Origin of the sequence: Corynebacterium sp., from assembly GCF_030532965.1 — a bacterium.
Taxonomy (GTDB): Bacteria; Actinomycetota; Actinomycetes; order Mycobacteriales; family Mycobacteriaceae; genus Corynebacterium.
Genome location: NZ_JAUNKC010000004.1, coordinates 139,919 through 152,425, shown reverse-complemented (window position 1 = coordinate 152,425; position 12,507 = coordinate 139,919). Strand labels below are relative to the sequence as shown.

General features: G+C 53.4%; 12 protein-coding genes. 10 read left to right on the top strand and 2 right to left on the bottom strand.

What is annotated here, in order from left to right; all coding sequences use genetic code 11:
- Nucleotides 1-265 precede the first annotated feature (265 nt).
- The 9 genes from Q4D85_RS03710 to Q4D85_RS03670 all read left to right on the top strand — a co-directional run bounded on the left by Q4D85_RS03710 (nucleotide 266) and on the right by Q4D85_RS03670 (nucleotide 9,432).
- Nucleotides 266-814: a copper resistance CopC family protein gene (locus tag Q4D85_RS03710; RefSeq protein WP_303198296.1), complete on the top strand. Its 549-nt coding sequence runs from the start codon at nucleotides 266-268 to the stop codon at nucleotides 812-814.
- A gap of 30 nt (nucleotides 815-844) precedes the next feature.
- Complete coding sequence (locus tag Q4D85_RS03705; RefSeq protein ID WP_303198283.1) at nucleotides 845-1,510, top strand: copper chaperone PCu(A)C; 666 nt, start codon at nucleotides 845-847, stop codon at nucleotides 1,508-1,510.
- A 152-nt stretch (nucleotides 1,511-1,662) separates the two neighbouring features.
- Nucleotides 1,663-2,949 carry a Dyp-type peroxidase gene (locus Q4D85_RS03700; RefSeq protein ID WP_303198282.1) on the top strand — a complete coding sequence of 429 codons (1,287 nt, stop codon included), beginning with the start codon at nucleotides 1,663-1,665 and terminating at the stop codon, nucleotides 2,947-2,949.
- Nucleotides 2,950-3,110: 161 nt separating this feature from the next.
- Nucleotides 3,111-5,168: a threonine--tRNA ligase gene (gene thrS, locus Q4D85_RS03695; protein ID WP_303198281.1), complete on the top strand. Its 2,058-nt coding sequence runs from the start codon at nucleotides 3,111-3,113 to the stop codon at nucleotides 5,166-5,168.
- Between the two features lie 197 nt (nucleotides 5,169-5,365).
- The gene (locus tag Q4D85_RS03690) at nucleotides 5,366-6,013 is read left to right on the top strand and encodes an HIT domain-containing protein (protein WP_303198280.1); all 648 of its coding nucleotides are present in this window, start codon (nucleotides 5,366-5,368) and stop codon (nucleotides 6,011-6,013) included.
- Nucleotides 6,006-6,674, top strand: coding sequence for a phosphatidylinositol phosphate synthase (pgsA, locus tag Q4D85_RS03685; RefSeq protein ID WP_303198279.1), 669 nt, complete (start codon nucleotides 6,006-6,008; stop codon nucleotides 6,672-6,674). The genes Q4D85_RS03690 and pgsA overlap by 8 nt, the downstream gene beginning before the upstream one ends.
- 29 nt (nucleotides 6,675-6,703) lie before the next feature.
- Nucleotides 6,704-7,660, top strand: a complete 957-nt coding sequence (locus Q4D85_RS03680) for a phosphatidylinositol mannoside acyltransferase (protein WP_303198278.1) — start codon at nucleotides 6,704-6,706, stop codon at nucleotides 7,658-7,660.
- A 183-nt stretch (nucleotides 7,661-7,843) separates the two neighbouring features.
- Nucleotides 7,844-8,992, top strand: a complete 1,149-nt coding sequence (locus Q4D85_RS03675) for a glycosyltransferase family 4 protein (protein ID WP_303198276.1) — start codon at nucleotides 7,844-7,846, stop codon at nucleotides 8,990-8,992.
- Nucleotides 8,980-9,432, top strand: coding sequence for a hypothetical protein (locus Q4D85_RS03670; RefSeq protein ID WP_303198275.1), 453 nt, complete (start codon nucleotides 8,980-8,982; stop codon nucleotides 9,430-9,432). Before Q4D85_RS03675 ends, Q4D85_RS03670 begins: the two co-directional genes overlap by 13 nt.
- 27 nt (nucleotides 9,433-9,459) lie before the next feature.
- Here the strand turns inward: Q4D85_RS03670 and Q4D85_RS03665 are convergent, their stop codons facing one another.
- Both Q4D85_RS03665 and Q4D85_RS03660 read right to left on the bottom strand, forming a co-directional pair.
- On the bottom strand, nucleotides 9,460-10,743 hold the full coding sequence (locus tag Q4D85_RS03665) for a hypothetical protein (protein ID WP_303198274.1): 1,284 nt from the start codon (nucleotides 10,741-10,743) through the stop codon (nucleotides 9,460-9,462).
- 103 nt (nucleotides 10,744-10,846) lie between these two features.
- Entirely contained in the window at nucleotides 10,847-11,362 is a 516-nt protein-coding gene (locus Q4D85_RS03660) for a DUF3817 domain-containing protein (protein ID WP_303198273.1), read from the bottom strand.
- A 237-nt stretch (nucleotides 11,363-11,599) separates the two neighbouring features.
- Between Q4D85_RS03660 and Q4D85_RS03655 the strand changes: the two genes are divergently transcribed.
- Nucleotides 11,600-12,487 (top strand): acyl-CoA thioesterase II, encoded by an 888-nt coding sequence (locus Q4D85_RS03655; protein ID WP_303198272.1) that lies wholly within the window; start codon nucleotides 11,600-11,602, stop codon nucleotides 12,485-12,487.
- The last annotated feature ends 20 nt before the right edge of the window (nucleotides 12,488-12,507 follow it).

Below are 12,507 nucleotides of genomic sequence, written 5' to 3'. Positions count from 1 at the left end.
GCGCATCACCTTGCCAAGGTGAGGGTCGCGAGTTCGAGTCTCGTCATCCGCTCTCATGAAACAAGCCGCTTTTCTTCATCGGAAAGGCGGCTTTGTTTTCGTTTTACGGTCACGGGAACTTTTTTCAGTTTGTCACCGACTACTGTGTAGCACGCGAACCATTACTTGTATCGTGGTTACTCAAGTGCTGTTCTAAAGAAAGGACACAATGATATTGGCTGGTCGTGGCAATACGCAACCGTTAATCTACCGATGCGCGCGCGTGATGATTGCAGTCGCGTTTGTGCTTCTGGGTATGGGGGCGGTGGCGCTTGTTTCTCCAGGTACTATCGTTTCTGCCCATGACGTGGTCGTTGGTGGGGCGCCAAAAGATGGCGAAGTGTTAACAACGCCGCCGGAAAAAATTGTGTTGGAGTTTTCTGGTGAACCAAAAACTGGCTTCAATACTCTCGCCGTCACCGACAGTAATGGGCACGTGCTTTTCCGAGGCGAACCATCTGTAGAAGGCCGTAATATCGTATTAGACGTGCCTGGCGACATTAATTTTTCGCCGGGTCAATATACGATTGGTTTTCAAATTACCTCCTCCGATGGGCACTCCACTCGTGGAAAGACCACTTTTTCCATCCAACAATCAGGTGCGTCATCGACCTCTTCGGGCCAGGAAACTCAACCAAATACCTCCAGCTCCGAAGCAACTCAAGCGCCTGCCCAGAATTCTGCTACTTGGATTAAAGTAGGCGCTGGGGTTGGTATCATTGTTGTGCTTTCCTCTTTTATAATCATCGTCCTTCGCAACAGGAAGGCGCGGTAGTCAATAATCGTCGTCGTCGATTACTACCAAATGACCTCAACCAGTGGTGGTGGCTTAGCCACCGCACAGAAAGTGATTTCTCCCATGCTGAATTTTCGACAGATCCGCACCAAAGGGCTCGGCCTAATCGCAATTTCCGCGCTAGCACTTACGGGCTGCACGACCTCTGAGAAGGATTCTGCGGATAAGATTGATACCGTAACTTCTGCGATGGCAACCGCTGCATCCAGTGCAGCTAAAGAAGCTGGCGAAAAAATGAGCAAAGAAGATATTAGCTTCGATGACGCGTTTGTTCGTGCTATGGAAGCAGACGCGAAGATGACCGCGGTATTTGGTTCGATCACCAATAACACCGATAGTGAAATTAATATCGTTGGATTCGAGTCCGATATCGACGCGGGTTCCTTCGAGCTGCATGAAGTCGTCGATGGAAAGATGCAGGAGAAAGAAGGCGGCTTCGTGATCCCTGCTGGCAAGACCCATAAATTGGAGCCAGGCCACGATCACTTCATGGTCATGGATGTTTCCAAGCCTGTGGAGGCTGGCGACACCGTCAATCTCACTGTGGAATTGAGCGATGGTTCCAAGGTTGACTTCAAAGACATTCCAGTTCGCACGGTTGCAGCTGGCGATGAAGAATATGCTGGTGATCATTCCGAACACGGCGACCACGATCACAGCGAACACAAGCATTAAACGGTACAGATAACAGGAGGCTTTTGTGGCAACGCACTCTCAGATTTTGTGTCCACGAAAGCCATTTGTTGTGTAACTGCAGACAACAACGGTGCAGAAGAGATCATTCGTGATTTTTCGGCACCACACGTAGCGAAAGGCATTGATTGTTCATGGCTGGCGCCATTCCCCCCGACCCTCAGGACCCGCAGAAGCCTGTGTCCCGCCGTAGTTTTCTCATTGGAGCCACAGTCACAACTTCGGCAACCGCATTAGCGGCCTGCAGCAACGCGCGTCCAGGAGCTACCGACTCAGCTGAATCCAGCAGTACAGAGGGTGAGGCGTTTTTAGCCACCCAAGTCGTGCCTTTCGACGGCTTGCACCAAGCAGGCGTAGCTACGCCCGGCCAGGCGTTGCTTAACTTAGTGGCGTTTAATCTCAGGGCTGGCGTTGACCTGGCTGCGGTGCGTCGATTGATGACGCTATGGACAGAAGACGCTCGCCGGTTAACACGTGGTGAGAATCCAGTCGGTAGCCTCGAGCCGGAGCTCGCAGAATCTACAGCCAATCTGACCATTACTTGCGGGTTTGGTCCGCGGTTTTTTGACATTATCGACAAAAAAGACGAACGCCCCGATTGGTTACAGCCTCTTCCGGAATTCAGCAGTGACAAATTGGAAGAGGGGTGGGGGCAGTCGGATATAGCACTGCAAATCTGTTGTGATGATCCAGTCACTTTAGCGTTTGCCACTCGTCACATGATTCGATCCGGTGCCGCTTATGCTGAAACCCTGTGGCTGCAACAGGGATTTCTCAACGCGGTGGGTGCAACGCAAAAGGGTGCCACCCCTCGAAACTTATTCGGTCAAAAGGACGGAACCGTCAATCCCTCAACCGAATCTGAATACGACGAGTATGTGTGGATTGGTGATGACTCGAAAGCTCCTCAATGGTTGGTTGGGGGGACCGCGATGGTGGTGCGCCGCATCAATATGAATCTTGATAATTGGGAAAAACTCGATCGATCCTCACGCGAAGTGGCTATGGGTCGGTTCCTTGATTCCGGCGCCCCGTTGTCGGGCACGGACGAATTTGACCCAGCGGATTTCGATGCCACCGATGAGATTGGGCTACCAATTATCGATCCTCGTTCCCATATGGCTTTGGCGGCACCGCCATTGGATATCCCTAATCAGCGTATTCGGCGACGTGCGTACAACTTCAGTGAACCACCGATTCCCGGTTCCGGACAAAGCTCAAACACCGGTTTGGTCTTTGTGTGCTTCCAGCAGAATCCCGTGCAGCAATTTGTTCCCATTCAACAGCGGTTAAACGATAGTGACCGCATGAACGAATGGATCACCCACATTGGCTCAGCTGTGTACGCAGTGCCGCCGGGAACGTCAGAAGAAGGCGAGGGGGGCGACAAGTTCTGGGGTGCAGCACTTCTGCAATCTTAAGGTCGCGGGGTAAGATTGAACACCAACGGTTAGCCCGGTTTCGGTGAAACCGTCGTTATGGTACCTGTCTTGGGGCTTTTTCAAGGCAGGTAATTTCGTTGCATCTCGCGTCCCGGTATGACGCGTGGGTGCCTGAGCGCAGTAAGGAGCGCAGTGAACTTATGGCACAGCTGACTGATGCCGCCGTCAATCCTCATTCCCCGTTTTCGGTGGCCGCAGGTACACCGGTCGGGGCAGCAATGCGGGAATTGGAGCTACCGAACACCGGCCCTACGGCGATCGTGTGTGTGAAAGACTCTGAGGGTAACCTCCGCGATTTGTCCTTCGTACCTGAGACAACCGTCATGGTTACACCAGTTCCCGCTAATACTGAGGAAGGCCGTGGTGTCATTCGGCATTCAGCCACTCACGTGTTAGCTCAGGCTGTACAGCTTGAGTTCCCCGGCACCAAACTCGGAATCGGTCCGGCGATTGAAAACGGCTTTTACTACGACTTCGATGTCGCGGAACCGTTTACGCCGGAGGATCTTCAACGCATCGAGAAGCGAATGAAGAAAATCATCAAGTCGGGGCAGAAGTTCGAGCGGCGTGTCTATGAAAGCGTCGATGCCGCGAGCGCCGCCTTGAAAGACGAGCCGTATAAACTGGAGCTCATTGCGGATAAGGGATCTGTTGATCCAGATTCCGACGAGGCCACGGAAGTCGGTGCAGGCGAACTCACCGGGTACTATAACCTCAACCCGCGTACGGGCGAGGTCGAATGGTACGACCTGTGCCGGGGTCCGCATGTTCCAACGACGAAGTATATTCCGGCGTTTTCACTGACACGTTCCTCTGCGGCTTATTGGCGAGGGGATCAGGCCAATGCCGGATTACAGCGTATCTACGGCACTGCGTGGGAGTCGAAGGAAGCGTTGGCAGAGTATGAGCACAAGCTCGCTGAGGCGGAGAAACGCGATCACCGTCGGTTAGGGGCGGAACTAGATTTGTTCAGCTTCCCAGATGAGATCGGTTCGGGTTTTCCTGTCTTCCACCCGAATGGCGGCATTGTCCGCTTGGAGATGGAAGAGCATTCCCGTCGTCGGCATATTGCCGCGGGGTATTCTTTTGTTAATACTCCGCATTTGACCAAGGGTGAGTTGTTTGAAAAATCCGGTCACCTCGATTTTTATGCCGACGGCATGTTCCCGCCAATGCAGCTGGATGGCGAATACGATGACGAAGGAAACGTCGTAAAGCCGCCACAGGACTATTATGCAAAGCCGATGAACTGCCCGATGCATAACCTCATCTTTGCTTCGCGCGGCCGCTCGTATCGCGAATTGCCATTGCGGTTATTCGAGTTCGGCACGGTGTACCGTTACGAAAAATCGGGCGTTATTCATGGCCTTACCCGGGCGCGCGGATTCACCCAGGATGATGCTCATATCTACTGCACCGAGGACCAACTGGAATCTGAGCTCACTACGGTCTTGGACTTCATCATTTCGTTGCTTCGCGATTATGGCTTGGATGATTTCTATTTGGAGCTGTCCACCAAGGATCCGAATAAGTTCGTTGGATCTGATGAAATCTGGGAGAAATCAACGGAGATTCTTCAGCGGGTTGCTGATGCCTCCGGCCTGAGTTTAGTTCCGGATCCGGGCGGTGCCGCTTTCTACGGTCCAAAGATTTCGGTTCAGGCGCGTGATGCTATCGGCCGCACCTGGCAGATGTCCACCGTTCAGTTGGATTTCAATCTGCCGGAACGCTTTAACCTGGAATACACGGCTTCGGATGGTACGAAGAAGCGTCCGATTATGATTCACCGTGCTTTGTTCGGTTCTATTGAGCGATTCTTCGGCGTATTGCTGGAGCACTACGCGGGTGCGTTCCCAGCATGGTTGGCGCCGCACCAGGTGATCGGTATTCCCGTCGCCGATAGCTTCAGTCCACATTTGGAGGCTGTTATGGCTCAACTGCGGGCACGTGGCATACGTGCCGATGTCGATACCTCCGACGACCGGATGCAGAAGAAGATCCGAAACCATACCCAGGCTAAGGTTCCGTTCATGCTGTTGGCTGGCGCCCGGGATGTTGAATCGGATGCGGTGAGTTTCCGATTCTTGGACGGGACTCAAGTCAATGGGGTTTCCGTTTCCGAGGCCGTTGATCGGATTGAAAACTGGATTCGTGCCCAACGCAACGAACAGCCATCCGCTGACGCTTTTTCTCACTAGCTCGGGATAATCTGCATTTAGATTGCATATCCGGTCTATAACAAAGTGCAAGCCTCGCCTGAAATTGTCAACACTTTGGGTGGGGCTTTCACTAAGGTTGGGTAGAAGCGCTGATGGAAACGTCGAAAAGCAGGCGCCGGAGGTATTTGGTATGTACCAGGTACCTCCGCAAAGTTACGTGAGGACGAAAAACGGCTGTGAGTGACTCTAAGGATTTCATCGATCAAGGTGTTGGTACTCCCGATCGGCTGCAACGGTTGTGGGCGCCCTATCGGATGAACTATATCCGCAATGACGGAGTTAAAAGTAGCGACGTTACAACAACGCAGTCGAAAACCGATGGCGATCCCGACGAAAACCATTCGAGGCGAGACCGCCATCGCCCCAATCCCTTTATTGAAATTCCCTCGTTATCGGACGAGGATGGCCTTATCGTGGCGCGGGGAGATTTCGTCTATTGTGTATTGAATCTTTTTCCATATAACTCGGGACACATGATGGTTGTACCGTATCGGCAGGAGCCGGATCTAGAAAACTTAAAGCCGGAGGAATCGACGGAGCTTATGGCATTTGCCCAGGCTGCGGTTCGGGTGCTCAAAACTGTTTCGCGCCCGGATGCCTGCAATGTTGGGTTCAACCTCGGTCGGTCGGCGGGTGGGTCAGTAGGGGAGCACCTCCACATGCATATTGTTCCTCGGTGGAATGGGGATGCGAATTTCATGACGGTCCTTGGCGAAACCAAGGTTCTGCCGCAGTTGTTACGCGAAACTCGCCGGTTGTTAGCTGCGGCATGGTTTGATTTGGCGGCAACCGATCCTGCGTTTCCGGGGGTCGCTCATGCTTAGTGTGAGCGGGCGTAAACCAGCGGCGGTTGTCATTGAACCGTTAGCGCGGTTTTTAAACAAATTGGGGTTGAGTCCAAACACCGTGACCGTGCTGGGTGCCTTGATTACAACGGCAATCGCTGTGATTTTTATTCCTACCGGCCATCTCGTTTTAGCGGCCGTTCTGTCCGGTGTTTTTGCGGCGTTGGACATGGTGGATGGAACGATGGCGCGGCTGCAAGGCTACGGCACGAAGTTCGGGGCGACGCTGGATGCTACCTGTGACCGCATAACCGATGGGGCATTGTTTGCGGCGATTACTTGGTGGTTGATTTATACCTACAAGCCGCATTCCAGTGTGATCGTGGCGAGTTTCGTCGTTTTGGTGTCGTCTCAAGTTATCTCGTACGTTAAAGCGCGCGGGGAAGCCTCGGGTTTTGAAGTTGTTGGCGGGTTGATTGAGCGGCCGGAACGGTTAATCATCGGTCTTGCCGGTATCGGTTTGACGGGTTTAGGGGTTCCCTACGCCATCGACGCCGCATTGTGGCTCTTAGCCGTGGGTAGCGTGATTACGGTGGGGCAGCGTCTATTGATTGTCGCGAAAAGCCCGCAGGCGGCCGAAGCGATTGCAGCACCGGTTGGGGCGACAGAGTGCGAGCCGATTACGCCGCAGCAGCAGTAACAGCGGTATAAGGAATTGTGACTGTGACAATGAGTAGTAGCGTCCCTGACTGGGTGGGTTCCGTGTTCTCACGCTTTTCGACGGCCCTACCGAGCCGAGAAACAATGAGCGCATGGGGGTATTACGCGGGTTGGGGGCTCATGACACGTCTGCCGAGGCGTCTTACCGCCCGGATATTTCTCTGGGGTGCGGATCATGCTAGCGATAACGGCGCTGGCATGAACCAACTGCGGAGGAATCTGAGCCGAGTCGTTGGAAAAGAAAACGTAACCCGTCAGCTGATTCGCGATTCGATGCGATCCTATGCACGCTATTGGTACGAGGCGTTTCGCCTACCAGCGATAATGAAAGACCAAGGGGTCATCGAAAAGATCGATCGTGAAGTCATTGGAAAACAGCATCTGTTGGAAGCAGTAGCGAAGCCAACCGGAACGATCGTGGTGGCTACCCACAGTGGAAACTGGGATCTGGCGGGAATGTACGTAGCGTCCCAGATCGGGACGTTCACGACAGTCGCGGAACGCCTAAAGCCGGAGAAGCTTTTCGACGCTTTTGTGCGGTTCCGGAAAACCTTGGGCTTTAATGTTTTGGCGCACAGCAGAACGCCGGGACAACGCCCTCCTTACGAGCGGCTGAAAGATGTGGTGACTGCCGGTGGAACGGTCGCTATTGTCGGCGATCGGGATTTGAACGGTCGAGGCGTGGAAGTGGAATTCTGCGGCGAAGTCACGACCTTGCCAACGGGTGCTGCCCGGTTAGCATTGGAGACCGGTGCGACGTTGTTGGTGATTGATAATTGGTTTACGGGCACGATCTTAGAGCCGGGGTGGGGGATGCGGTTTTCGCCGCCGATCCCGGTGAATCCCACTGACGATGTCGCTGATGTTGTGCGCAGGTACAGCACGATCATGGCGGATAATATTCGCAGTCACCCGACCGATTGGCATGTGCTGCAACCGTTTTGGATCGCGGACAGGGCCGGTTAAAAAATAGTCAAAGCCAATAATGACGGTGCAGCTCCGTTATGCTACATAGGTAATAAAGTTCAGTGATGGTGCGGCAATGCGTGTCGACACGGATGCCAATCGGGTGTCGAAGTCACGGCATTGTGCGGTTGCCTTTTGCCAATGGAAAAGGCAAAAGCACGAGGATGGAATGGGTTTAGAGTTATGCGAATAGGTTTTGTTTGTCCCTATTCTTTTGACGAACCAGGAGGAGTTCAAGCCCATATCCTTGATCTGGCTACGAAATTAATAGAACAAGGGCATGATGTGAAAGTGATCGGCCCGTGCGGCCCGGACACTGATGTCCCGGATTTTGTGGTGCGCGGTGGCCGGAGTTTTCCTATCCGATACAATGGCTCGGTTGCCCGTTTGTCGTTCGGTCCGCGCACATTTGCGAAGGTGAAAAAGTTCATTACTGATGGGGATTTCGATATTCTGCATATCCATGAACCTAATTCACCAAGTTTCTCGCTCGCCGCGTTGATGCTCGCCGAAGGCCCGATCGTAGCGACCTATCACGCGTCGGCGCAAGGTTCCATCCTGCTGAAACTCGCCCTGCCGATATTGCGACCATATTTAGAACGCATCCGAGGTGGAATTGCCGTATCGGAGATGGCTCGCAGGTGGCAGGTGGAACAATTAGGCGGCGATCCAGTTCTCATTCCCAACGGAGTGGATATTGAGTTTTTTGCTAAGCATGCGGCGTCAAAAACTATAAACGTTCCTGAAGAACCACGAACGAAACCGAGGATCGCTTTCCTCGGCCGAATAGATGAACCCCGCAAAGGATTAGATGTTTTATTAAAGGCACACCAATTGACGGACTATCTGTGCGATATCACCGTTATTGGGGGCGGAAAAGGCAGACGAAAGATGCGTGGTGTGTATTTTGCTGGCCGAGTTGATGATGATAAGAAAGCACGGCTTTTGGGCGAGGCGGACATATACGTTGCCCCCAATACTGGCGGCGAAAGCTTTGGCATTGTTTTAGTCGAAGCCATGGCAGCAGGCTGTGCCGTGATAGCCAGTGATCTTGAGGCATTCGCCGCGGTTTGTGCCGCCGATTCGGAAACCCCAGCCGGATTATTATTCAAAACTGGCGATCCGCAGGACTTAGCACGTGCCATTGAGCACGTCGTCAATGATCCCCAATTGCGGGAGCAATTGGTGCGGGCTGGCGCGGAAAGATGCCATAACTACGATTGGGATCATGTGGCCAGATCTGTGTTGCGGGTCTATGAGACCGTCTCCGACGGTACCAAGGTCAAGCTAGCGGCGAAACCGGAATCGAAGTGGCGGCAATGGGCACAATAATTGCAGTCATTATCGCCGTCATTGTAACGGCAGCAGTCTTTTGGGCATCAAGTACCGCCCAACGCTTGCACCGACTTCACGTTCGCACGGATGCTGCGCGACTAGCGTTGCAAGCAGCACTCGATCGTCGGGCAGCGGTGTTAGCGGCGGTAGATCCCTCGGCTAGTGCTATGGCGCACTCCGCGGAATCTGTGATGCTGGAATACGACTCGTTTTCGCACCGGGCGGAAAAAGAACGGGCAATCACCGCCGCAATTGCAGCGTTAGGCCCCCAACCGCCGATAAGCATCGTCGAGGCGGAGGCACGCCTGCAATTAGCGCACCGGTTTTATAATGACGCGGTCAGCGATACCCGTGCTCTGCGAGTTCGCCCTGCCGTCCGATTGCTCCGCCTCGGCGGAACCGCCCGCTTACCGGAGTATTTCGAACTGACAGTGTAGGCGCTAACCGAACCATGTGACGAGGGGTTAATAATGGCCCGGCTGGGGCTCAGGAAGCCGGACAGCTTGCTTCGATTTTCCGCCCCCGGGTGTTTTCACCAGCCACATACCGGCGATGATAGTAGCCACAACCATGAGAATATTTCGCGCGGCCAACCCGAAGATACCTAAGGAGATACCGCCGACATTGTCGGTGAGCTCGTGATAATGGAATGGGTACACCAACTGGCCAAGCAGTGCCATGCAGTAGGTGAGGATCGCCAACGTCACCGGAAACTGGGGGTTGCGAGCACGTAGCAGCGCGACCGCCAAGATCGGCCCGAGCCAGACCACATATTGCGGCGAGAACACCTTATTGGAAATGATCAGCATCAAAATCAAGAAAATCCACAGCACCACCGTCTGATCCGGATTCCAACCGCCCACCCACAGCCGTCGAAAAGCCCACAAGGCGGCAGACAACAACGTCGCTAACAGCAAAATACTAGACAGCCCGATGGCGGTATTAACGCCCGGCCCGCTGATTTCATAGCTTTTCGACGCAGCATAAAACACCACGTAGGTATCAGCAGCAGTAGTGTTCGCTAACCACATGGCAGGCGTTGCCGCAATCGATTCGATTTGTAGCCCACGCTCGCCTTGATACGAAAACGGTGAAAGCAATCGATCGATACCAGAAAACGGAACAACAACCCCCGTTATTAACACCAAAGCCGCAACGAAAATGCCAATACGCACATAAGTCCTGCTGCGGCGAATGGAGTCCACTAACCCCACGATTAAAACCCCTGGCCATAATTTAATCATCACCGATACCGCCAACAACGCGGCGCTGCACCGGGGCGCCAGAAACAAACAAATCGCGGCGACACCGACAACCACCGAGGGAAAAATATCAAGCCGGTAGACGGAAACATGTCCAACGCTTAGGGAAAAACCACCCCAAAACACCGCAGCCATTATTCTCGCCTGCGCAGAAACAGCAATACGAGCGTGCAGGATCACTGCAAAAAACAACGCATCAAGGACACAGCACACCACCGAAAACATCGCCAAGTAGTGGTCAGCGGAACCATTACTCACCCATAACGCAATGTAGGCCGGCCACGTGCCAACAATCGGATACTCCCGCATCGCTATCGGATTAAGCCCCGAAACCGCGTCAAAATAATAACGGACGTCACCATCTGGGACAGTATTGACAACCAAAAGCCGCAGCAAAAAACCATGTGCGATCAGCCACCACAGCCACAATAGTCGCACCACCCGCGGCTGCACTTCGCCCACCTTGATCCCAGTGGCACCAGACATCTTAGAAACCTTTACACCGATGAAAAAGAGTGCTGTTACGACAAAACCGACGCAACAACACTCATAGTGTAGCGATAGACCGCCATCTGGAAGAGACTAATCCCTAATTAGTTAATACCCCCTCCACATCAACCGGCGGACCAAGATAAAGCAAAACGGAAAACACTACAGCCACGACAACAACCAAAACCACGCAACTCTTCACTGGATTACGCACCACAATTGCCAACACCTTTTCCGCAAACGATGCAGGCGAATCACCCCGACGAAACCGCCACGAATCACTTAACATGCCACGGCGATCGACCATGACCGTAAACGGCAAGGCCGCCCACGGAATTGCCGAAACCGCTAAACCCGCGATGCCCCACGGCACAGACCACTTATCGTTAATCCAAATACCCAGGGTGACAAAAATAAAACACAAAAACCCAAAGCCATGAACCGAACCAGCTATCGGAACAACCGCTTCAGTGATACCGCTGTACTTCAGCACCATTCCGAGAATAAGAAATGTCCAGGTCCCCATCTCTATATACGCCACAACCTTATGCAGCTTTCGGGGCGAGGCAAAGACACCATCATGCGAACCAACAGCAGAATCTGAGTAATCAACCATGCACCAACAGTAACCGACAGATTTGAAGCAAGTACACCTCCACACCAGCTCCGCACCTAAAATCAACCAAATGACCTCAAACCCCAATCAACCAACCGGTTGAAAACCCAACGACCGCGCACCACGCTCAACCCACACAACCGATAAAACCGTTCCACTGATTTCCCACATCCCCAACACAAACCAAAAGTGCTTAAATAAACACGACGACCACCCACACACTAAGGAAACCAACCCATGGACACTCCTCAACAGGAACGTAGCAAAATCGAAAAAATCCTCGACGTCGAGCAAATCGATGCCAACATCTTCCGCGGTCCCGTAATACCTTCAACGTTCACCCGAACATTCGGCGGCCAAGTAGCATCCCAAGCGTTGGTATCAGCGATCCGCACCGTCAACAACGACATGGGTGTGCACTCCCTCCACGGATACTTCGTCGGCCCCGGCGACTCAACCCAACCCACTATCTACAACGTCGACCACATCCGCCACGGACGCTCCTTCACATCACGACACGTTACGGCCATCCAAAACGGTGAAACCATATTCAGCATGCAATGCTCCTTCCACAGACGCACCGACGAAGGCATCGAACATTCCGACGACATGCGGGAAGTCCCAGCCCCAGAAACCATTTCAGTACAACCCGACAACCTACCCGCCAGCAGCCGCGCACTTCTCGAAGAATGGGCCGACTGGGACATTCGCCGCGTACCACCAGAAAGCTACGAACACAACCGCTTCACCCACGGCCAGCAACTAGTTTGGTTCAAAACCAAAAACCGGCTACCGGACGACGAAACCTTCCACCTCTGCACCCTCGCATACATGTCGGACATGACCCTGCTGCACACTGCACTCGTACCGCACGTCGGCCACCCCGTCCAAATGGCATCCCTCGATCATGCACTGTGGTTCCTCCGACCCTTCCGCGCAGACGAATGGCTGCTCTACGACCAAATCTCACCATCAGCACACGCAGGACGCGCACTAACCCACGGACGGGTCTTCAACCGAACAGGTGACCTCGTTGCAATCGTTACCCAAGAAGGACTGACCAGGAACCTTAAACAAGGACAACGAGCCCTACCGCTGAAAAACCTCGCCACCGGACAGCAATAGCCACAACCGAACCCCAACAC